The 20,457-nt window shown below is 69.6% G+C and carries 24 protein-coding genes and 2 pseudogenes; 14 read left to right on the top strand and 12 right to left on the bottom strand.

Going from position 1 to position 20,457, the window contains the following annotated elements:
* Positions 1 to 150: 150 nt before the first annotated feature.
* Both EJG53_RS00580 and EJG53_RS00575 read right to left on the bottom strand, forming a co-directional pair.
* Positions 151 to 1,218, bottom strand: coding sequence for a serine hydrolase domain-containing protein (locus EJG53_RS00580; RefSeq protein ID WP_167515001.1), 1,068 nt, complete (start codon positions 1,216 to 1,218; stop codon positions 151 to 153).
* Positions 1,219 to 1,383: 165 nt separating this feature from the next.
* A complete protein-coding gene (locus EJG53_RS00575) occupies positions 1,384 to 1,626 on the bottom strand; it encodes a hypothetical protein (protein WP_125042886.1) in 243 nt (80 codons plus the stop codon).
* A 319-nt stretch (positions 1,627 to 1,945) separates the two neighbouring features.
* Between EJG53_RS00575 and EJG53_RS41985 the strand changes: the two genes are divergently transcribed.
* The 3 genes and pseudogenes from EJG53_RS41985 to istB all read left to right on the top strand — a co-directional run bounded on the left by EJG53_RS41985 (position 1,946) and on the right by istB (position 4,075).
* The gene (locus tag EJG53_RS41985; RefSeq protein ID WP_244954899.1) at positions 1,946 to 2,695 is read left to right on the top strand and encodes a hypothetical protein; all 750 of its coding nucleotides are present in this window, start codon (positions 1,946 to 1,948) and stop codon (positions 2,693 to 2,695) included.
* Positions 2,620 to 3,294, top strand: coding sequence for a Mu transposase domain-containing protein (locus tag EJG53_RS41980; RefSeq protein WP_371858780.1), 675 nt, complete (start codon positions 2,620 to 2,622; stop codon positions 3,292 to 3,294). Before EJG53_RS41985 ends, EJG53_RS41980 begins: the two co-directional genes overlap by 76 nt.
* Positions 3,291 to 4,075: pseudogene (istB, locus tag EJG53_RS00565) on the top strand (IS21-like element helper ATPase IstB). Before EJG53_RS41980 ends, istB begins: the two are co-directional and overlap by 4 nt.
* Positions 4,076 to 4,084: 9 nt before the next feature.
* Here istB and EJG53_RS00560 read toward each other — a convergent pair.
* Positions 4,085 to 5,026 carry a polysaccharide deacetylase family protein gene (locus EJG53_RS00560; protein ID WP_125042884.1) on the bottom strand — a complete coding sequence of 314 codons (942 nt, stop codon included), beginning with the start codon at positions 5,024 to 5,026 and terminating at the stop codon, positions 4,085 to 4,087.
* 144 nt (positions 5,027 to 5,170) lie between these two features.
* Between EJG53_RS00560 and EJG53_RS00555 the strand changes: the two genes are divergently transcribed.
* Complete coding sequence (locus EJG53_RS00555) at positions 5,171 to 5,464, top strand: hypothetical protein (RefSeq protein WP_125042882.1); 294 nt, start codon at positions 5,171 to 5,173, stop codon at positions 5,462 to 5,464.
* Here EJG53_RS00555 and EJG53_RS00550 read toward each other — a convergent pair.
* Positions 5,414 to 5,998: a CGNR zinc finger domain-containing protein gene (locus EJG53_RS00550; RefSeq protein ID WP_125042880.1), complete on the bottom strand. Its 585-nt coding sequence runs from the start codon at positions 5,996 to 5,998 to the stop codon at positions 5,414 to 5,416. The genes EJG53_RS00555 and EJG53_RS00550 overlap by 51 nt on opposite strands.
* 165 nt (positions 5,999 to 6,163) lie before the next feature.
* On the opposite strand from EJG53_RS00550, the gene EJG53_RS41975 reads away from it, so the two are divergent.
* The 4 genes from EJG53_RS41975 to EJG53_RS00535 all read left to right on the top strand — a co-directional run bounded on the left by EJG53_RS41975 (position 6,164) and on the right by EJG53_RS00535 (position 9,697).
* A complete protein-coding gene (locus EJG53_RS41975) occupies positions 6,164 to 7,093 on the top strand; it encodes an MFS transporter (RefSeq protein ID WP_244954897.1) in 930 nt (309 codons plus the stop codon).
* Positions 7,090 to 7,515, top strand: a complete 426-nt coding sequence (locus EJG53_RS41970; RefSeq protein WP_244954896.1) for an MFS transporter — start codon at positions 7,090 to 7,092, stop codon at positions 7,513 to 7,515. The genes EJG53_RS41975 and EJG53_RS41970 overlap by 4 nt, the downstream gene beginning before the upstream one ends.
* A 34-nt stretch (positions 7,516 to 7,549) precedes the next feature.
* The gene (locus EJG53_RS00540; RefSeq protein ID WP_125042878.1) at positions 7,550 to 8,671 is read left to right on the top strand and encodes an epoxide hydrolase family protein; all 1,122 of its coding nucleotides are present in this window, start codon (positions 7,550 to 7,552) and stop codon (positions 8,669 to 8,671) included.
* Positions 8,672 to 8,980: 309 nt separating this feature from the next.
* Positions 8,981 to 9,697 (top strand): hypothetical protein, encoded by a 717-nt coding sequence (locus tag EJG53_RS00535; protein WP_125042876.1) that lies wholly within the window; start codon positions 8,981 to 8,983, stop codon positions 9,695 to 9,697.
* A 334-nt stretch (positions 9,698 to 10,031) separates the two neighbouring features.
* Here EJG53_RS00535 and EJG53_RS00530 read toward each other — a convergent pair whose 3' ends face one another.
* Positions 10,032 to 10,397 carry a hypothetical protein gene (locus EJG53_RS00530; protein WP_174856349.1) on the bottom strand — a complete coding sequence of 122 codons (366 nt, stop codon included), beginning with the start codon at positions 10,395 to 10,397 and terminating at the stop codon, positions 10,032 to 10,034.
* A gap of 94 nt (positions 10,398 to 10,491) precedes the next feature.
* Between EJG53_RS00530 and EJG53_RS00525 the strand changes: the two genes are divergently transcribed.
* A complete protein-coding gene (locus EJG53_RS00525) occupies positions 10,492 to 10,719 on the top strand; it encodes a hypothetical protein (protein WP_125042875.1) in 228 nt (75 codons plus the stop codon).
* Between the two features lie 258 nt (positions 10,720 to 10,977).
* Positions 10,978 to 11,724, top strand: a complete 747-nt coding sequence (locus tag EJG53_RS00520) for a DUF5131 family protein (protein WP_125042873.1) — start codon at positions 10,978 to 10,980, stop codon at positions 11,722 to 11,724.
* Here EJG53_RS00520 and EJG53_RS43745 read toward each other — a convergent pair.
* The 3 genes from EJG53_RS43745 to EJG53_RS00505 form a co-directional block, all read right to left on the bottom strand.
* Positions 11,697 to 12,125 (bottom strand): hypothetical protein, encoded by a 429-nt coding sequence (locus tag EJG53_RS43745; RefSeq protein WP_174856348.1) that lies wholly within the window; start codon positions 12,123 to 12,125, stop codon positions 11,697 to 11,699. The two genes, EJG53_RS00520 and EJG53_RS43745, sit on opposite strands and share 28 nt — an antisense overlap.
* Entirely contained in the window at positions 12,044 to 12,844 is an 801-nt protein-coding gene (gene tcmP / locus EJG53_RS43740; protein WP_371858779.1) for a three-Cys-motif partner protein TcmP, read from the bottom strand. The genes EJG53_RS43745 and tcmP overlap by 82 nt, the downstream gene beginning before the upstream one ends.
* A gap of 534 nt (positions 12,845 to 13,378) precedes the next feature.
* Positions 13,379 to 14,008, bottom strand: a complete 630-nt coding sequence (locus EJG53_RS00505; protein WP_125042869.1) for a TetR/AcrR family transcriptional regulator — start codon at positions 14,006 to 14,008, stop codon at positions 13,379 to 13,381.
* Between the two features lie 90 nt (positions 14,009 to 14,098).
* On the opposite strand from EJG53_RS00505, the gene EJG53_RS00500 reads away from it, so the two are divergent.
* From EJG53_RS00500 to EJG53_RS00495, 3 genes and pseudogenes are all read left to right on the top strand, one after another.
* The gene (locus EJG53_RS00500) at positions 14,099 to 14,512 is read left to right on the top strand and encodes a DUF4345 domain-containing protein (RefSeq protein WP_125042867.1); all 414 of its coding nucleotides are present in this window, start codon (positions 14,099 to 14,101) and stop codon (positions 14,510 to 14,512) included.
* A 66-nt stretch (positions 14,513 to 14,578) separates the two neighbouring features.
* On the top strand, positions 14,579 to 14,740 hold the full coding sequence (locus EJG53_RS40530) for a hypothetical protein (protein ID WP_154806349.1): 162 nt from the start codon (positions 14,579 to 14,581) through the stop codon (positions 14,738 to 14,740).
* Positions 14,721 to 14,999, top strand: a pseudogene (locus tag EJG53_RS00495) (hypothetical protein); the annotation flags it as partial. The gene EJG53_RS40530 and the pseudogene EJG53_RS00495, both read left to right, overlap by 20 nt.
* Before the next feature lie 237 nt (positions 15,000 to 15,236).
* Here EJG53_RS00495 and EJG53_RS00490 read toward each other — a convergent pair.
* The gene (locus EJG53_RS00490) at positions 15,237 to 15,563 is read right to left on the bottom strand and encodes a hypothetical protein (protein WP_125042865.1); all 327 of its coding nucleotides are present in this window, start codon (positions 15,561 to 15,563) and stop codon (positions 15,237 to 15,239) included.
* Positions 15,564 to 15,774: 211 nt separating this feature from the next.
* Positions 15,775 to 16,440: a hypothetical protein gene (locus EJG53_RS00485; protein ID WP_244955566.1), complete on the bottom strand. Its 666-nt coding sequence runs from the start codon at positions 16,438 to 16,440 to the stop codon at positions 15,775 to 15,777.
* Between EJG53_RS00485 and EJG53_RS41960 the strand changes: the two genes are divergently transcribed.
* Positions 16,363 to 16,647, top strand: a complete 285-nt coding sequence (locus EJG53_RS41960) for a hypothetical protein (RefSeq protein ID WP_244954894.1) — start codon at positions 16,363 to 16,365, stop codon at positions 16,645 to 16,647. The two genes, EJG53_RS00485 and EJG53_RS41960, sit on opposite strands and share 78 nt — an antisense overlap.
* Positions 16,648 to 16,658: 11 nt before the next feature.
* Here the strand turns inward: EJG53_RS41960 and EJG53_RS00480 are convergent, their stop codons facing one another.
* Positions 16,659 to 18,491, bottom strand: a complete 1,833-nt coding sequence (locus EJG53_RS00480) for a trypsin-like serine peptidase (protein ID WP_125042863.1) — start codon at positions 18,489 to 18,491, stop codon at positions 16,659 to 16,661.
* A gap of 350 nt (positions 18,492 to 18,841) precedes the next feature.
* Positions 18,842 to 20,437, bottom strand: coding sequence for a S1 family peptidase (locus EJG53_RS00475; RefSeq protein ID WP_125042861.1), 1,596 nt, complete (start codon positions 20,435 to 20,437; stop codon positions 18,842 to 18,844).
* Positions 20,438 to 20,457 lie beyond the last annotated feature (20 nt).

Raw genomic sequence — 20,457 nt, 5'->3', positions numbered from 1 at the left:
GGGCGGGTCGCAGTCCTCGTTCGCGCTGTACGGCAGGGCGAACGCCCGCCCCCCCCGGCTCGCCGCTCGCTTGGTGGGCGGTCATGGGTGGGATCACGTCGTGCGGCTTGATCGCCTGCAGGGCCCGGTCCCCGGACAACAACATGCGGCTCACCCGAGCAGGGCCGCCTTGACCACTGCCTCGACGCGGGCCCGCTGCTGTGCGGAGGTGGCCGCAGCGCCGGGCCGCAACAGGTGGACCGACCGGCGGTGCTGGCCCGCGCTCGCGAAGACGCCGCTGGTCCAGCCGCCGCTGGAGCCGGTTTTGCCCCACACCTCGACTCCGTTCAGGTCGATCCTCATCAGCCCGCCGGCGCTGAAGCAGGCCGCGGACGTGGGGCAGCTGGTGTTCTCGGGCGCGCTGGGCACCGCGGGCACTTCGAAGAGGTGCCGCTGCCGGCCTGGTGGCAGGAGCCTGCCCTCCAGCAGCGCTCTGAGGAACGTGTCGAGGTCGGCCGGGGTGGAGACCAGCCCGCCCTCCGACCAGGCCCATGCGATTACTGGATCTTCGGAGAGCCCAGTGTGGCGCAGGCCCAGCGGGCGCAGGATCCGCCGGTCGAGCTCGCGGACGAAGGGGCGGCCGGTGACCTGCTCCACCAGCAGGCCGGCTACGAAGCTGTTCAGCCCGTTGTACTGCTGGACGGTTCCGGGAGCCGGGATCCGGCCGGGATGCGCCGTCGCGTCCGCGGCGAAGGAGGCGGCCACCACCGCGTACGGGTCCAGTGGCACCCGGGCCGGGCGGGGCAGGTCGCTGGTGTGGTCCAAAAGCTGACGCGCCGTCACGCCCGCGTAGGCGGCCGGAATCACCTCGGGCAGACGGGGACGGACGGGCTCGTCGATGCCGATCCGGCCTTCGGCGACCAACTGGAGCACCACGGCGTCGGTGAAGACTTTGGTCACGCTGCCCACCGGGAAACGCCCGCCCGCCGCCACCCGCCCGGCTCTCCCGGTATACGGAGGCTGCAGGCCCCGGCCGGCCACCCGCACCAAGGCCGCGTCCGTCACCCGGTCGGGCAAGGTGGCCAGCAGCGCCCTCACGGCGGCCGGGCCACGGGTGCTGGGAGAGGCACGCGGGGCAGACGGGCCGGGCACGGCCGTGGCCGCGGGGGCGGTGACCAGTGCAGCCAGTGCTACGCCGGTGGTGGCCAGACGGCGGATGGTGCGAGAACACGGGGTCATCGGTGGCTCCCTGGAACGCATCGGAACGGGTCGGTGCGGCTTGCGCGCTGGGGCAACCTTCACCGCCGCACCGCGCGCTGCTCATCGGTGATGCCCCCGGCTCGTCCCGGATTCCACCCCGATGCGTCGTCGGGGAGCGGACAGGCACCGGGGCGCGGCCTGGCATCATCTGCTGGCGGCGGCGCACCAGCGGGTCTCGTCCTGCTGCTGGACATCACCCGCGCCACGCCGCAAGAGGTCGCCGTGGGGGCCGGTCTGATGACGGGACTCGGGCAGTTCGGCGCCGACGGTCGGGCGTTGTACGAACCCCGGCCGGGTAGCGCTGAGCGGTGCGCAGCGGTACATGTACCGCATGGCGGGCAGCGGGTGCGGTGGCCGGCCGTCGTGGACCGGGGAGCAGGGAAGCACCGGGATGCTCCTGGTGAAAGGTCCTGGTCATACCGCAGATGTCCAAGGTCGAGCTGTACGCGGCGATCCGACATGACTACCGTGCCGGCACGAAAATGCGCGAGCTTGAGTGCAAGTACAACATCTCGTGGAGGACAGTCAAGAAGGCCGTGGACTCCGTCTGGCCGGAGCCCCGGAAGAAACTGCCGCAGCGGCCAACTGCGCTGGATCCGTACAAGCCGGTGGTCGACGAGATGCTGCGGACGGACCTCGACGCGCCGCGCAAACAGCGGCATACGATCACACGGATCACCGGCTCATCGAGGAACACGGTGCCGATGTGTCCTACCAGATGGTCCGGCGTTACGTCTCCGACCGGAAGCCGGAGATCCTCGCAGCCGCGGGCAAAGCCCCCGTTGAAGCCTTCGTGCCGCAGACCCACCTGCCCGGTCACAAGGCGGAGGTCGGCTTCGGCGACGTGACCGTGCGCTTGGCCGGCGGGCGGGTGACCTGCTACCTGTTCTCGCTCCGCCTGCCTTACTCAGGCAAGGCCGTCCACCGCATCTTCGCCTCCTGCGGCCAGGAAGCCTTCTCCGAAGGACACGTGCTCGCGCATCGCACGCTGGGCGGTGCCCCTCGAAGCAAGATCCGTTACGACAACCTGAAGTCGACCGTCGCCAAGGTGGTGGGGCTGAACAGGGCCCGGGTGGAGAGTGACCGGTGGATCGCCTTCCGCTCGCACTTCAACATCGAGAGTTTCTACTGCCGCCCTGGCATCGAAGGCGCCCATGAGAAGGGCGGCGTGGAAGGAATGATCGGCTATTTCCGCCGCAACCACTTCACGCCCGTCCCGCAAGTCGACTCCCTCGCTGAGCTGAACGAGATGGTCGACCAGTGGAACCTGCACGACGGGCATCGCCGGATCGGCTCACGGCCGCGGACCGTCGACGAATACTTCGCCGTCGAGCAGCGGCTGCTGATGCCGCTGCGGAAGAGCCGTTCGAGACCGGCCGCCTGTTCACGCCACGGGCCGACCGCTACAGCCAGATCGCCGCCCGCACCAACCGCTACTCGGTCCCGACCCGTCTGATCGGCAAGCGGGTGCGCGTCGTCCTGCACGCTTCTCACCTGGTGGTTTATGACAGGAACGTTGAGGTAGCCCGCCACGAGAGGCTGATCGCGAAGGGCAGCCGCCGCCTGGACTTGGACCACTACCTCGAAGCCCTCATCCGCAAGCCCGGCACCTTCCCTGGTGCTACGGCTCTGAAACAGGCCCGCTCCGCAGGCAAGTTCACCCCGACCCACGGCGCCTGGTGGGTCCCGGCCCGCAAGGCTCATGGCGAGCGGGACGGCACCCGGGCATTGATCGAGGTCCTGCTGCTGAACCGGCACCTCGCCCACGAGCACGTGGTCGCGGGCCTGGCCACCGCACTGCGGGCCGGAGCCCTGACCGCCGACCCCGTTGCCCTGGAGGCCCGCAAGGCCGCCCAGGCAGAAAACGAGCCGGTCACCGGCGCATCCGTCCCGGCGCTTCCTGGGCAGACGCCAGCCACCGTCACCTCGCTGCACGAGTGGCGCCTCGCGCACCTCCCGCCGGACACCAGGCCGCTCCCGTCGGTGACCCCTTATGGCCAACTGCTCCGCCGCCGCACCAGCGGCAGCGAACACCGTGAGGGAGAAGCCCAGTGAATCTGCCCCGCCGGCGGGGCTTGACCGAGCAGGCCGCCGACGCAGCGATCGACACCGCCTGCCGCCCGCTGCGGCTGCCCTCGATCCGCAACGAGTTCAACGAGATCGCCGACAGGGCGGTCAAGGACCAGGTGACCTACCGCGGCTTCCTCGCCGAACTGCTGATGACCGAGTGCGACGACCGGGCCCGCCGCCGTTCAGAACGGCGCATCAAGGCAGCCGGCTTCCCACGGGAGAAGTCCCTGCGGGCCTTCGACTTCGACGCCAACCCGAACATCGGCGCGGCCACCGTCCATGCGCTCGCCAGCGGCGAATGGATCAAGAAGAGCCAGCCCCTCTGCCTGATCGGAAGCTCCGGCACCGGCACGTCCCACGTGCTCATCGCCCTGGGCACCGAGGCTGCGATGAAGGGCTACCGCGTCCGCTGCACGTTGGCCACGAAGCTGGTCGAGGCCGCGGACGAGAAGAAGCTCAACAAGACCATCGCCCGCTACGGCCGCGTCGATCTCCTCTGCATCGACGAGCTTGGCTACATGGAACTCGACCGTCACGGCGCCGAACTCCTCATCCAGGTGCTGACCGAGCGCGAGGAGAAGAACAGCGTTGCGATCGCCTCCAACGAAGCGTTCGGAGGGGGACGAAGACCTACACCGATCCCCGTCTCTGCGCCGCGATCGTCGACCGTCTCATCCTCAACGGCACGATCATCGGGACCGGCGCCGATTCCTACCGTCTGGCCACCGCCCGCGCGCGAGCCGAACAACCGGCCGTCGCAGGCTGAGCCTCACAGTCAGCTCAGCGGCCCGTCGTCCGCAGGGACGACGGGCCCGGTCTGCCGTCGAGGACTCAGGCTCTGGGACCAGACGCGCTGAATCGTTCGGTAGTCGATCACGGCTATGTCCTCCTGCTGGAGAACCTCACGGGCCTGCGGCGATGTCAGGAACTCGTAGTCCGTCCGGCGCACGGGCCAGCCACCGTCGACGGCCTGCGACTCCTTGTCGCCCAGACTGGGATGCACCGCCCATTCATTGAGCCCGGCAGGCAGGTCACGCAGCATCTGAGCGTATCGGGCCGCCTTGCCTTCAATGCCGAGGGAGAAGCTGTCCACGAAGTCGTTGTCGGTGACCGGCAGCCCGCGTCTCCGCATCGCCTGGCGCCCAGGTTCGAGCCAGACCCGGACTGCCAGGCCGTACTCCGCTGCCAGCACTACGGCCAGGTCGAGGATGTCGTCGCGGCCGCCATCAGCCAGGCAATGAAAGTCCAGGTGGGTCGGCGTGAGCCCAGCGTCGGCGACGGCATCGATCTGGGCACGGAACTCAAGTTCGATCTCATCGAGCCGAGCCCGGCCGAGCAAGGTCGCCCGGCCGGCAGGCGTCGGCGAGAACAGTGCGCCTGCAGCGTCCAGCAGTGAGGGAACTCGTTCTTTGGCGACCACCGGCCCCCACGGGATGCCGGGCATCTCGCACACCAAGGTGAGGTGAATCCCGAACGGGATCTGCGGCCGTCGACTGAGCAATTTCATAGCCTCCGGCGCCCCAGGACACGGGACCATCAGGCTGCACGAACTGGCGATGCCCTCTTCGACCGACTCGATCACCGCGGCGTTGATCGCTGGATACATCCCGAAGTCATCGCAGTTGATGATCAGCAGCCGAGCATCAGGCGGATAGCCCAGCAACTCACTCGACTGCTCCGAAGACACGACGGCCGCGGGAACGCTGACTTCATCCATGCCCGCAGTGTGAGACCTGGCCCAAAGCTCCGCACGGCAATTTTGACGCCGCGGAGCGACAGCGCCGTCATCTCTCGTGAACATCTACGTGCCTGTTGGTCAGCAACTGCTGCCACAACCAGTGGACAAACGCTGCTGCTGAACGTGAACGAAGCCAAGCGTCTGGGCATCGCGCCGATCGAGACGGATCTCGATGCCGGGCAGTTGCTCGCGTATCTTCGCCAGTCGCCGGTGACGGTGGCGACGTCGTCCGGCGCGGTCTTCTGTGCGCCGACGTCGCGGAACTGTCCGGCGAATTGGCTCGTGCGGATGGTCTCCCACGTCTCCACCCGCGCGGTGTTCGCCACGCTGCGGGCCTCGCTCTCCACCTTGCGTCAGGCCGCCCGCTCAACGCGGGCTGCGCCGGCTCCGGTAGGCCGCGACGCTGGCCCGGTGTGAGCAGGTTCGGGTGCAGTACTGCTTCGAGCCGTTGCGCGAGAGGTCCACGAAGGTGGCCCGGCAGGTCGGCCCGGCACATACGCCGAGACGAGCGGGACCGAGCGTGGCGATCACAGAGGCCAGTGCGCTGAGCGTAGTCGCGGCAAGGTGAGTCGAGCAGCGGTCGGTGTCGGAAGCCACCTCGGTCCACCAGCGGTCGTCCTCGTGGCGCAGTACGGGGGTGGCGCGGCTGCGACGCAGACCGTCGTTGATCAGAGCCGCAGCTTCGTCCGCGTCCGCGTTCGCCCGTTCGAGCACCTCACGCACCGTCGCGCGCAACGCGCGGACTTCCGCCAGGTCGGCGCGGGTGAGATGCCGCGGACCGGTTCTTTGGTCCGCGGCCGAACCCGGAGGCACCGCTACGGGATGATCGTCAAGGAAGTCCCGGAGCTGCTCCACGGTTTCGAGCGCGTCCTCTCCCTTGATCGGCCTCAAGGTGTTGGCGAGGTCGACGGCCGTCTGGACCTCCTCTGGGCTGTAATGCGCATTCTTCATTTGACGTGCCTCCTCGCTGCTCCATAACGTTACACGCAAAGGAGCTTTAGCGTGTCACAACGTACTCGGCAGGGGACGACGCCGCAGGCCATCCCGTCCGGAGGGGCCCCGGCACCGGAGCGAACGGACGCCCCGGACGGGCGTCGGCTGGGGCTGACTTGGGGGATGCTGGTGCTGCCGATGTATGTGGCACTGGGAGCGCCGTCGGTGGCCCTGCCGGCCATCGGCCGCGCACTCGCGGTGCCGTTCGGGGCCACCGCATGGATTCTCGCCGCGTGGTCGCTGACCTCCGCGCTCGCGATGCCGGTCGCGGGCCGGCTGCTGGCCCGCTGGAGCCCCTTCCAGGTCCTCGTCGCCGGGGTCGTGGCGCTCGCCGCGGGCTCCGCTCTCGCCGGGGGAGGGCCGACGCTGCCCGTCGTGGTCGTCGGCCGACTGATCGGCGGCGCCGGGGCGGGCACGACCGTGATCGCCGTCTTTGCCGCGGCCACCGCCCTTCCCGGGCGGCAACGAATCCGCGCCCTGGGAATCATCGCGGCCGCCAGCGCGACGGCGTCGGGGTGCGGGACGCTGTTGGGCGGGGCGGTGACCGCATGGCTCGGGTGGCGTGCCGTACTCGCGATCCCGGCCCTCGCGCTGCCCCTCCTGCTGGTTGCATGGCCGAGTAGGCTCGCACTGACGCGGGACGGTAGCGGCGAGCGAAACGGCTCGACCGGGCCCCTCGATATCGTCGGCGCGGCCGTGCTGTCGGTACTCGCCGGCTCCTTGATCACGTTGCTGCAGGCACACTCGGTCGGCCTGCCCACTCCGGTCACGCTCGTCGTGGCTGCTGCCGGGGCGCTCGCCGCCGTGGGACTGTGGTGGCGCGTGCGAAGCACGCCCGACGGGTTCGTGCCGCGGCGGGTGATCGCATCCCGTGGCTTCCTGGCGGCCGGGCTCATCGGCGCGACCGTCTTCGCCGGCTACTACGGGGTGCTGTTCCGCGCCCCGTCCCTGATCGAGCAGGCCACAGGCGGTGGCCCCCCTGGAAGCCGGCGTGCTCCTGGTCCCGGCCGGCGCCTGCTCGGTGCCAGCCGGGGCGGTTGGTCGGCACCTTGACCGGCCGGTTCACCGGCTGGCAGGTGTCGACCGGGCTTGCGGCACTCACCGTCATCGGCGTGCTCGTGGTCGCGGTCTCCACCGGGCCGATCCCGTTCATCGTCGGCACGGCGTTGACCGTGTGGGGGTTTGCCGGCGCCCAAGCCGTACTGGTGAGCCTCGCGCCGGACCTGGTCGCCGCGGACGACCGCCACACCGCCCAGGGCCTGCTCAACTTCATGAACGCCCTGGGCGGCGGGATCGGTCCGGCCGCTGTCGCAGGTCTGCCCGGCCTCGTGCCGCCGCCGGTGGCCCTCACCGTGCTCGCGGCACTTCCCCTGGCCGGACTCGTCCTCAGCCTGACCCGGCGCCCTACCGCCGACCGCCGTCCCGAACCCGACGCCACGCGTGGGAGCCCGCGCCGGCAGTCCACCCGCATCTGATCCGATAACGCCTTGACCAGCAAGGAGCCTTGCCATGCCCGCCGAGCCGTTCGAGGTCGGCATCACCGAAGCCGAGATCGCGGACCTGCGTGAACGATTGCGACGGACACGGTGGCCCGAGCGCGAGCCGGTGGACGACTGGTCACAGGGGCTGCCGCTGGCGTATACGCAGGAGCTGTGCCGCAGCTGGGCCGAGGACTACGACTTCGGGTTCGCCGAGCGGCTGAACGTGTTCCCGCAGTACCGCGACACCATCGACGGGCTGGGCATCCACTTCCTGCACGTCCGCTCGCCGGAGCCGGACGCGTTCCCGCTCGTGCTCACGCACGGTTGGCCGGGTTCGGTGCTCGAATTCCTGCAGGTTCTCGGCCCGCTGACCGACCCGCGCGCGCACGGCGGTGACCCGGCGGACGCGTTCCACGTGGTCGCGCCGTCATTGCCCGGGTACGGCTGGAGCGAAAAACCGTCGACGACCGGGTGGGGCATCATCCGCACCGCGCGCGCCTGGGACACATTGATGGTCTCGCTGGGTTACGAACGGTACGGCGCGCAGGGCGGTGACTGGGGCTCGGCGGTGTCCGCGCTGCTGGGCGAGGTGGCGCCCGAGCGGGTCGCCGGCGTCCACCTGAACCTGGGATCCGTGGCGGCAGGCACGTTCGACGACCCGACGCCCGCGGAGCTGGCGAATCTCGAGGCCGAGAAGGAGATGCAGCGCACCGGCCGGGGGTACTCGGCGATCCAGGCGACCCGACCGCAGACGCTCGGCTACGGCCTCACCGACTCCCCGGCGGGGCAGGCCGCCTGGATCGCCGAGAAGTTCTGGGCGTGGACGGACAACGACGGCCATCCCGAGGACGCGTTGTCGCGGCAGACGATCCTCGACGAGATCTCGGTCTATTGGTTCACCGCGTCGGCCACGTCGTCGGCGCGCCTGTACTGGGAGAGCTTCGCCAACTTCCGGGACAAGGTGACCGCGCCGTCCGGGCTGTCGGTCTACCCGCACGACATCACCCGCCCGTCGAGGCGGGAGGCCGAGCTGCGGTTCACCGACCTGCGCTGGTTCGAGGAGCTGCCGCACGGCGGCCACTTCGCCGCGTTGGAGCAGCCGGAGTCGCTGGCCAAGCAGGTGCGCGGCTTCTTCCGCCTGTTTCGCTGACTCCACCTGGTACCGACCCGGCCAGACCTGGGACCCGGCCGAGGAACGCATGGAGCACCGCCCGGCCAAAGCCGCGCTCATGGTGAGCGCAGCCGGTCTCCTGGACGGCGCCGGCGATCCCTCCCGCGCCCGCCTGGCCACGGTGGCCACCTTCGACCCCGAGGCCGCCGCTCCGGACAACTGGGCCGACCACCTGGCCCAGTGGGCCGAACACCACGGCCGGCAGGACCAGGCCCTGCCCCTTCACTGGTGCGTGGCCGATGTGACCAGCCCTGAGCTCTCCGGCGGCCGGCTCATCGGCGTACGGAGATGGCCGCGCTTGCCGGCATCACCGCCTCCACCCTGCGCGGCTACATCACCCGCCGGGAGAACAGCGTCCCGCAACCGCAGGCGAACGTCTCGGGCCGCTCCATGTGGTCGAAGTCGGTGGCCGCCGACTGGACCGAGGCTCGCCGCCGCTCCGCCGAGGGGGTGCGCGAGATGTTCGCCGGCCAGGACGACGCGCACCTCTCGCTGGCCGCGGCCGCGGCGCGTAAAAGGTACGCCAAGTCCTTCCACGCCATGCTGTGGGAACGGCCGGACATCAGGAAGAGGTGGGTGCTGCGTCACCGTAACGAGCAGGCGGTCACGGGCATTGCCGACGATCTGGCCTGGTATGCCGCAAACGATCTGGACCGCTTCCTGCCGCCAGAACTGCTCATCGACACCGTCCGCCACGCGGTCCTGGACCAGTTCGGGCAGGGGCTGGGGGACCAGGAGACGGACCGCGCGCGGGAATGGGGGCTCACCCTGACCCACCAGGTGGCCCGGATGCTCGACTGGCTCATCCAGCACCAACCCGACGCCGCTCAGCGCGCGATCGGCTGCGTTCTGCGCGACATGAAGACCGGCACGGCGTCCCGACCGCAGCGACAGCCAGGGCCCTGCACCGGCCCTGGGCCGGGAGAACACCCTGGACAAACCCGCCCTGGAGAACTACCTCGAACGCGTCCTGCCAGGCGGGTACCAGCACATCTGGTGACGTGAACACCGCCGCAAGCCAGGGGCCGGTGCCCACGAGGCTGCTCGACTTGTGCTGGTGCGGAGCTCGCCGGCCGACGGTGTGGTCCGGACTACAGCGCTCCGGCCAGTGGCCAGACACGTTCGGCGAGCCGGCCGCGCAGCCGGTCTGCGGTGGTGTCGGCCTCGCTGAGAGCCTCGGGAGGCGGGCAAGGGGTACGGATGACATGCCACCTCGCCGTGGTTGTACGAGAATCGGCCGGCCACGTGCCCGGTGCGTGGTGAACCGGAGCTGTCGGACCCCAGCAGGCGGTCGGCGCTGCTAGGGATCCGGCCTGGAGCGGAAACAGCCACCACATGATCATCGGTCAGCGTCCGTCGCTGTATCCCGGCGGTACGCGTCAAGAAGCCGGAAGAACTCCTCGACCGGAGTGGAGCCCGGGGGAGTGGTGCGCTCGATGTCAGAGGCCCAGCCGAGCGGACTGGTGCCGCCGAGGCGCTGCCCAAGCCAACGGCTGAAGGCCCCGCCATGCCAGAAGTCGCAGGGATCGTCCACGCTGTGCACGGTGACGGCGACCTGGTAGCCGGTAAGGACGGCCTGGAGGTGGTGCAGCGATCCCCCCGGCAGCCACATGCCGGGCCGTAGGCGGATCTGCTCAAGGAAGTCGTCCACGTCCGTGCAGTCCCGCCAGTGTTTGGCGGTCTGGGGTTTGTCCTCGGTCGGCATGCGCCCGAGCCTAAGGGAGGGGGCAGGAACGAGCGGTACGGCTGTCCGCATCTGGGCGGCCGAGTAGGGCCTCAGATCTCATGGAGGCTGGGCAATGAGGTTCACCTGCCACAGCTTCGGACTGTCGGACCTGCCGCGACGTGGTCTCTCAGGGGCGGGCAGCAACCGCCGCCATTTCCTGCCCATGAGCCGCCGCCTGGGCGTCGACGCCCCCGGTCGGCTACGGGAAGCGGCACGTTGCATCGAATCCTGGCTCCGGAAGGCGCTGCGTCGCCTGGCCGCGGACTGCGGCCTCACCTCCGTGGAGTACACCGTCGCGTAGCTGACACCAGCCGTCCGCGTGACCGACCGGTGGATCAGCCGCTATGGCCAGATGCCGCAGCGGGGGTTGGCTCATTGCAGCGCGCGCACTGGCACACGACAGGGAACGCGGGTTCGATGTCCAGGGCGGTGGCGACGGTATGGCCGCCGGATGGTTGGATGCCGGTGTCCGGTGGTGCGCAGGTTCGTTGGGGAGAAGGCGGGCCGCAGCCGCACCGTCGGGGACGAGGCTCGGTTCGAGGGGATGGAGGGCCGGCCGGTGAGCGACCGCAGTGCGATCGAGTGGACCGAGGCGACGTGGAACCCGACCACGGGATGCGACCGCGTTTCGGCGGGATGTGACAACTGCTACGCGCTGGCGCTGGCGAAACGGCTGAAGGCGATGGGCTCGCCGAAGTACCAGACGGACGGTGATCCGCGGACCTCCGGGCCCGGGTTCGGGCTGGCTCTGCACCCGGACGCTCTGCATGTGCCGTACGGGTGGAAGAGCCCGCGCACCGTGTTCGTGAATTCCATGAGCGACTTGTTCCACGCGCGGGTGCCGCTCGACCATGTGCGCCGCGTCTTCGACGTGATCGCCGACACGCCGCAGCACACCTACCAGGTGCTCACCAAGCGGGCGCGGCGCCTGCGGCAGGTCGCCGGCCGGCTGGAGTGGCCGGCGAACCTGTGGATGGGCGTCTCGGTGGAGAGCGCGAAGGAACTGCCGCGCGTCGACGACCTGCGGCAGGTGCCTGCTGCGGTGAGGTTCCTGTCGTGCGAGCCGCTGCTGGGGCCCCTGGACGGGCTGGAGCTGACGGCGATCGACTGGGTCATTGCCGGCGGGGAGTCGGGGCCGATGCACCGGCTGCTGGAGGAGGCGTGGGTGACACAGATCCGGGACACCTGTCAGGAGGCCGGTGTGGCCTTCTTCTTCAAGCAGTGGGGTGGCCGCACGCCGAAGGCCGGCGGCCGCGAGCTGGAAGGCCGCACCTGGGATCAGATGCCGCTGCCCGCGGCGGTCTGACCGGCCGGGCCCGCGGGCGGGCCGGGCCGGCGTCCGCCCGGCCAACCCGTGAGGCCCGGGGGGTAGATCGTGATCTCGCGGATCTTCGGCACGCCTACTCCGTCGCTGGGTGTTTTGCCCGCAGCGGCCAGCAGCCGTACCGCCTTGCGCACCGCCGGTTCGGTCACCCGCCCGTAGTGATCGCCGAAGACCTCCAGGGTGCGGTCGACCAGCTTGAAAGGGCGACGAGTGCGCAGCAGCAGTTCCTCCAGGTTTTTTGCGATCTCCGGAGCTGCCCTTTCGGCGACCTCTTCGGGGTCGGGACGCAGGGAGAACAGCGTCAGTTTCCCGCTCTCCTCTTCCCGCGCATCCAGCGTTTTCCACCACTGATCCCGGGCCCGGGCGACGGTGTCACCGAACACCCAGAGCCCGTACGGGCTGCGGGTGGCGAACACCAGCCGGTACACGGCGCGTTTACGTTCATCGTGCGAGACGGGCACCGACTGCACGAGCATGCCGGTACGCCGGGCCAGACGGCGGGAGTACTCGGCGGCCACGGCCTCGATGGCATCTTCGGCTGCGCCCGCCCGGGCGGAGGCGGCTGACGCGTCGGCGAAGTACTCGCGCCACCAGGTGCCGCCGCATACGTCGTCGAAGCGCTGCAGCGACCGTTCGTTTCCCTTGGGGAGCGGACGTGCCCGCCCAAACGCCAGACGGCCATCATGCTGAAGTTCATCAGCAACTCGGTCGCCGGGTACTTCTGCGGACGCTGCCGCTTCAGCACGTCCACGAGCCGGTCTTGAGGCAGGACCAGTCCGCACGGGTCCAGGAAGAGGAACAAGGGCTGGCGCGAGGCCTGCTGGATCACACTGTCGAGGACGCCGTCGACTTCGCCCCGGTGGGCGTACGCGCGTACGCCGCCTGCCCGGTAGTGCTCGACCACCTGGGCCAGCCGCTCGAACGACTTCTGCTGAGCCTCCGTGAAGAAGCACTCCACCGTGACCCCGTACCGGGCACGGAAATGCGAGGCGACCCGCAGCGCGATCTCCGCCGACGCCGGCGCACCGTTCTCGTAGCGGCCTTCCCCGGCATACCCGTCCAGATAGACCACTCGTTTGTCATGCGACTGGCGCCCCGTCATGCCGCCGAACTGCGGCAAGTAGCGCTTGAGCAGCTCGTGCTTGAAAACACTGGGCAGTGCTTTGTCCGCCCAGTACTTCCCACCCGTTCCCCTGGACATGGCCCCCACCTCCGCCGCGGTTCAGCGAACCGCCTGCAACGCATGGTCGGCCACGGGCCAGGGTCCGACAAGAGACCCCTTGCGCCACCGCCCTGGTTCGTGACTGCGCCGCTCCATTGAAGACATCAGCCGAGAACAGGCTCGTACGGTAAATGTACGGTTAAAGTGCGCACGCCTTACGGTTAGGAGGTGGGGTGTGGCTCAGGGGGTGTTCCATGTCCGAGTTGTTCGACGCGCTGGTCGCTTCTCGCTCTCCGCTGCCGTCGGCGGAGGGGCGCAAGCGGCTGCGATGTCGAGGGCATCACTATCGCGGTGCTGGCCACCTGTGGAACGTCACGTAATTCCCCACCGGCAGCGTCAGCTTCCCCATCCGAACGTTCGGCTCGATCCGCTGGGCAGTGCGTCGGCCTCCGTACGCGTTGCAGTAGGGCAGCCCTAGGCATCCGCGCCGGGCCCTTGTGGCGGCCAGTCGGGGGCGGGGTCCTTGGCGAGCAGCGGCCGGAGGGCGCCGATGACCGCGCCGATGCAGGCGTCACGCAGTTGGGTGCGAGTACAGGTCTCATGGGTGAGCCAGTCGACGCTGAGGACCTGGACGAAGACCAGCCAGCTCTTCAGGACACCGGACACGGCTTCACGGGTCCTCTCGTCCGCGAGGGGGAGCACGGTCAACAGCCGCGCACGGAGCGTGTCCAGCTCGTTCGTCATGATCGTCTGGATCACCGGGTCGCCCGCGAGGACCCGGTTCGCGGCGAGGACGGTGTTGCGGTTCGCCACGAAGTAGTCGAGGTGGGCGTCCATGCCCTGGATGAGCTGCTCCACCAGCGAGTCGGTGGGGTCGAGCCGCGTCTCGGCGAGTAGCTGGTCTGCCCCCTGCTGGTAGACGGCTGCGAAGAGGGCGTGCTTGCTGGGGAAGTGGCGGTAGAGCAGGGCCCGGGACACACCTGCCTCTTCGGCGACCTCCTCCATGAGCACGTCGGCGTAGGGGTGTGCGGCGAAGAGCCGTGCGCCGACGGCGAGGAGCTGGGCGCGGCGGTCGGCGGGGGTGAGGCGCTGGCGGGGAGGCATGAACGAAGTTTAGTTGACATGGGTCTACTAGTGCGCCCACTGTAGTAGACCCATGTCAACTAAACTTCGCCAAGACGGCTTGGAGGAACTGTGGCCAGGGTTCTGCGCGTACTCACGCAGTTGATGGGTTGGGCCTGCGCGACGATCGGCCTGTTCCACGTGGCACTCGGCAACGCGGCCATCCCCGGCGCCGGTTCAGCCGGCGCGACGGTCGACAGTTGGGGCCGGTTCATGGGGGCCGTCTTCGTCGGCTACGGGCTGGCCTGGCTCTGGGCCGCACGGCAGCGTCCGATCCCGGCTCGGGCGGTGCGGTGGCTGGCCGGCATATTCCTGCTGGGCGGCGTGGGCCGGCTGCTCTCGCTCGCCGTGCACGGCTGGCCGCAGTGGTTCCAGATCGTGCTGGCGGTGATCGAGATCGGTCTGCCGCCGGTCCTCGTCTGGCTGGCCGACGCAGAGGAGCGGGCCCTGCGCGGTGATGTTGAGGCCGTGCCCGCCAGGCGATGAACGCGCCTGAGTGCGTCCAGATCGAACGCTTGGGTGGGGGAGCTGACGCTGCCGGTGAGGAATTACGTGATCGTCGACACCACCACGCTGCCGCGTCTGAAGCGCGGCGAGCCGTGGTACGAGCTCGCCGTCGACGGGCTGGTCCACCCTTTGCTGACCGGGATGAAGGACGCCCGCGTTGTCGGTGGGTGCTGGGAGCCTGGCGGTTATGGACAGGGACAGGGATGAGGAGCTGCTGCGCGGCCGGGCCTACGGCACGAACTTCGACGATCCGCATCCGAGTCCGCGGCCGGGCCGTACGTACGCGGAACTGGTGGGCGGCCCGCTGGACAGCCTGCTGCTCGACACCACCGGCTGGACGCCGCAGGACATCGCCACGGGCGCCGCGCTGATGACGGAGATCGGGCAGTTCGGCGCCGGCGGGCGGGCCCTGCACGGGCCCCGGCCGGGAGATGCGGGTCGGTGTGACTGGGGCGGCGACGTCCCCGGAGACGGGGGCCCGCCGAGGCGGACGCAGCGGCTGCGCCATGGCACCATCCCCTGTCACTACTCTCATCAACGCCGGAAAGGTCAGTGATAGCCGACAAGCTGTGGCTGCTGCGGGGCTCGTCTGCCGGACCTGTGCTCGGGGCGGTGGCGGATCGCGCGCGTCTCGCCGCCTTCACTGCGACAGCGCGTACGCCACAAAGCACATGACGATGGTGGTGAAGAGGGCGAACGTGGTTTAGCGCTTGGGGACGTCGTAGTTTTCCCGCTTCACGCCTCGGTTGATCTCCTCGGCGTACTGGTGCATGAGTTTGCGTGACGGGAAGAGGCCGATCGTGAGCCCGACCGTGCCGAAGGAGTACAGCACCAGCATGTGCTGCGGTGACCAGTGCTGGTACTGGAGTTGTCCGGTCAGGATCATGCCCAGGCAGCAGGCGACGGAGACGGCGGGAAAGACGATCTTTCCCTTGCGGCTCGGTATCCACTTGGCCATGGCGAAACTGAAGACGAACGTGGCCGCGGCCGCCATGAGTATCAGGTAGGCCAGGGGCAGGGATGCGAGCACGGGGTAATCCTTTCGGCACGCGAGGCGCGGGGGCCGGCGACCCGTACGAGTCGCCGGCTCCCGCGGCCTGCCGTGCGTGGACCGGGTCAGAATCCCAGCGATCCCAGCAGGCCGGTGACCGGCGATACGAGGTCGTGTCCGAACTGCGTAATCTTCGTCACGACCCTACTGGCGCCGGCGGCGCCGATCCACTTCGACTGCCCGAAGGTGATCAGGCCCAGGGCCGCGCTCCCGGCGGAGGCCCAGAACTCGCTGCTGGTGAAGCCGTGCTCGATGCGCGGCGCGCCGCGCCCAGCGCGCGGTTGGCGGAGAAGTTCGCCGACCGGGCCGCCGACCGGGCGGTGGCGGCCGCCTTCTTCGCCTCGTTCGCCGAGGCCTGCGCGGCCGCGGCGGACTTGTCGGCGGCGTCCGCGTTGTCCTTCGCCTCCTTGGCGTACGAGGCCGCGCGGTCGGACGACTTCTTGGCCTTGTCCGCCCACTCCAGCGCGTCCTTGGCCGCGTTGCGGGCCTTGGCCGCCGCCTCCTGAGCGCGCGCCGCGACCTCCTGCGCCTTGTGGGCGATCTTCGCGGCCGCGGCGATCGCGCCCCGGATGGCGGCGATGTGGGTGGCGGAGTCGTGGTCGAGCTGGGCGGTCTTGTACTGCACCGAGGCGACGAAGTTGCGGCGTATCCACGCGGGCCCTTCCATCGCGGCCTCCGCGTGGGCCTTGGTGTACGGGCCCGCCTTGGCCAGGATGGACGCGGTCGCCACCGCGTCGTCCTCCTTCAGCGCTTCCTGGTAGGCGGAGTTGAAGAAGGTGTGCAGCGCCTTGGGCGAGCCGTCGTCGAGGGCGGCGGTGACCGCCCGCCGTACGGCGGTGCCGGGCCCGGTGGCCAGGATCCGGGAGATCTGGACGCGGTTGTCGTCCGCGGCCGCCTGGACGGCACCGGATTCCAGGAACGCGGTGGGGGCGTCCGGGGCGTCGCTCTCCAGTGCCTTCTGCGCCGCTTCGGCGATGGTCGGGCTGGAGATCTGGGCCAGGTAGAGAACGGTCTCGCGGTCGTCCTGCCCCTGCGCGACGACCCGGTGGCCTTCGAAGGATGAGTGTCATCGGCTCAGGGGCTGGGGACGAGGGTGCGCTCGCGGGCGATGGATGAGGTGGTGGTGTCGCTGTTCATGGTGAGGCGGCCGCCGGGCCAGAGGACGACCACGTCGTCGCTACGAGCGGTCCCGCCGCCGAAGGCGCCGACCGCGGCTGACGCGGCGGAACGGAAGCTCGACCTCGCGGGGCGCAACTGGTGCTCGGCGGCGAAGCCGCGGGCGCCGACGTTGTCGTAGACGGTGACTTCGCCGTCGGACCAGCGGACGAACAGGTCCTGGTCGCCGATGGCGGGATTGAAGTCGCCGGCGGCGATGTCGCGGGCGTGCGGCCAGGTGCCGTTGGGCGGCATGAGGCGGCTTTCGGTGTGGAAGCCGGCCGCGTTGACGTTGGTGAAGAAGGTGACGCGGCCGTTGGCCCACTGCACCACCACGTCGTCGCTGCGGGTGTTGCCGCCGCCGAAGCGCCCGGCGGCCATCCTCACCGCCTGGGTCCAGGTGCTGTTGGGCGCCTTGAGCTGGATGGCGTTCTTGAGCTTGTTGGTCTCGTTGACGTCCTTGTACATGGTGACCTTGCCGTTGGCCCAGCGCACCAGCAGGTCGCTGGTGCTATCGCCGGTGAAGTCACCGGCGGTCATCACCTGGGCTTTGTTCCACTCAGCGTCCTTGGCGAGCTGCACGTCCTTGGCGAACCCGTATTTCCCGTTGCTGGGGTAGAGGGATACCTCCCCGTCCGACCAGCGCACGATCAGGTCGCTGGTGCCCTTGCGCGCCGTGGGGGAGTGGAAGCTGCCCGCCGTCATGGCGCGGGCGTGCTTCCAGGTCCCGGCACTGCCCATCGTGTACTTGCCGTCGAGCGGCAGGTTCGCGACGGCCTGCTGGTAGAGCCAGGTGGCGTCCTCGTCGAACTGCGAGGTGTAGGAAGTGTGGTCGTACAGGCCGCCGGTCTTGTAGCCGCCGATGACGCCGACGAGGTTGCCGCGCCGGCCGTCGAAGTCCTCCAGGAACGGCCCGCCGCTGACGCCGGAACGGTAGCCGTCGCACTGGATCTCCATGAACCGCCCCTGGAAGGCGCGGGTGTCATTGGCGCACGCCAGCGGGGTCTTCTGGCCGCTGGGGTAGCCAACGACCGTCACGCTCTCGCGGGCCAGTTGGCCGGAGTCGACGAAGGCAAGAGTGTTGCCCTGGCCTGCCGCGTCCTCCAGAAGCTGCCCCTTGGTGTTGGGACCGACCCGCAGGAAGGCGAAGTCCACGTCGTCGTCGGTGTTTTCCTGGTAACGGTGGTCGATCCAGACCTTGCCGTCTTGCAGCGGGAAGATCCCGTACGGCGTCTCACCGGTCCGCCCCGCCTTCGACGTCCCCGCCCGGTAACCGGGTACGAAAGCGGCGTTACGCAGCTTGGCGTTGCCCTTCATACAGTGCGCCGCGGTGACGACCAGGCTCTTGGTCGGGGAGGTGACGATACTGGCGGTGCAGAACTGATCGGGTGTGGCGCTGCCGCCCTCGCCACGCAGCAGAAACACTCCCACCGTAGGGATGCCCTCCGCCACCTGATGGGTGGGCTCCGCCGACCGCTTGCTCCGTCCGCCCGAGGTCGGCCGGTCGCCCTCACTCTTCGCTCCGGCCTCGGCCGGCCCCACCGGCACCGCACTGCGGATACGTTCCGGTGTCCAGTAACGCTGCGCCTCCTGCGCCTTGCGCACCTGCTCGGGCGGCACATTGCCCGACGGCCGGGAGACGGTGGGCGGATCACTCGGGGGTGCGGCGAAAGCGGTAGTCGTCGGGGCGACAAGGGCAACCGAAGCGCAGGCGCCGATGGCAGCGGCCCGCAGGCGAAGTATGTGTCGCATGTGGTGCTCTCGGAGAAGGGTCGGCTCGGTCGGCAGGCCGGCCGAGCGGCAGGGGGTTGATGGGGACAGCGGTGGTGAGGTTGGGGCCGGAGTGCACACGCACAGGCCCTGCCGCACCCGGCGTGCGACGAGGATGGGCAGAGCACGCGTCGGGGGGAGTGTTTTCACGGGGATACGGGGCCTTGGCGTACGAGGTGAGGAGGGGCTGGTGTGCGGTGCCGCCGGTCCGGGTGCCGCGAGTGGCGGGGCGGGACGCCGGCCCGGTGCCGTACCGGGCGGGCATCCCGCCGAAAGGCCTCCGAAGGGGCGCTGCCGCGCAGCGGCCTCCGGGGCCCGGTCAAGGGCTCGGCTCAGCCGACGATCTTGACCTCGTCGTGCAGGCCCTGGGCGTCGACGCCCGGGTACATGCTCAGCGTGCCGTTGGCCCAGCGCACGAGGACGTCGTTGGGCCGGTCGTTGGCGACGAAGGCACCGGCGCCGACCACCGTGGCGTCGAGCCAGTTGGACTTCTGCGGGCGGATCTGCGTCTCGCCGTGGAAGCCGGCGGTGTCCACGCCCGGGTAGATGGTGGCCTCACCGTCGGACCAGCGCACCAGCAGGTCCGCGGTCTTCTTGCCGGTGAACTCGCCCGAGGTGATCTGCGTGGCGTGCGGCCAGGTGGTGTTCGCCTTGGTCAGAACCTTCTGCGCCGCCGGCTTCACACCGTTGGTGTCCAGGTCGGGGTGGAGCGTGACATGCCCGTCGTTCCACACGACCAGCAGGTCGTCGCGCTGCGCGTTCGCGGTGTAGCGACCCGCGGTGATCTGCGCGGCCTTCGTCCAGTCCGCGCTCTTGGCCAGCATCTTCTCCCCGTGGAAACCGTTCTTGTCCACGTGGGTGTACTGGGTCAGCTCACCGTCGCTCCAGCGCACCACCAGACCGTCCGAGCCGTCACCGAAGCTGGCGCCGGTGATCTGCCGCGCGAAGTCCCAGGTGCTCTTCTTCGTCGGGGTGTTGGGCGCCGCGAGCTGGTACTCGGCGACGAAGGGCACCTTGGCGTCCTTGTCCTCCGCACCCTGGTAGAGGGTCACCTCGGCGTCGTTCCAGCGCACGATCATGTCCATGTGACGGGTGCCGCCCGCCGAACCACCGGTGAAGTAACCGGTCGCGACGTGGGTGGCCTTGCCCCACGGCGCGGAGGCGAAGACCGGCCGGTAGCGGACCTTCTGCACCCAGGTGCTGATGTCGTCCACACGGGCGCCGACCGCGTCCGTACGCGTCTCGGCTGTGTCCGTGCCCAGGCACCCGCCCTGCCACGACGCGCTGTTGACGCCGACCAGCTCGACCCGGCCATCCTGCTCACGCAGCGCCGGACCACCGGTGTCGCCCTTGCACACCGCCGCGTCCTTGCCGGTGACGTTCAGCTTCCCGCCCTTGACGGAGCCCACCGTGAACGTGCCCGAGTGCAACTTGTCCGGCACCCACTCGGTCTTCGTCCGGCCGAAGCCGAGGACCTTCAGCTCCTCACCCTGCCGGGGCGAATCCGAACCGATCTCCACTGGAGTGATCCCGCTGGCCGGCTTGGCCAGCTTCGCCATCACAAGGTCCCGCCCGGTGTACGGCACCAGCTCGCTGACCTCGGTGACTGTTCCACCCGAGGTCGTGAGGTCCGTACGGCCGACGGTCACCGTCGTCTTGAGCTTCGGTGCGCCCTCGGCGACTTGCGGGACGCTCGTGTTGTCGGCGAAGCATCTGGCGGCTGTGAGCACCCACTCGCGGTCCACCAGCGCACCCGAGCAACTGCGCTGGCCACCCCCGATGTCCAGCTTGGCGGCGAACGTGTAGGCACCGGCGGCAGGAGTGCCGGAGACGGCTTGGGCGGGGGCGGTCACCGTCAGCGCGCCCGCCGCGACAGTGGTGGTGAGGAATCCCGCGAGCCATCCGGTGCGGGTACCTATGCTGGACATCTTTCTCTCCATTCCGCGTA

It is taken from the genome of Streptomyces chrestomyceticus JCM 4735, from assembly GCF_003865135.1.
Lineage (GTDB): Bacteria > Actinomycetota > Actinomycetes > Streptomycetales > Streptomycetaceae > Streptomyces > Streptomyces chrestomyceticus.
The sequence above is the reverse complement of the archived record's forward strand: the minus strand, read 5'-3'. Positions and strand labels throughout refer to the sequence as shown.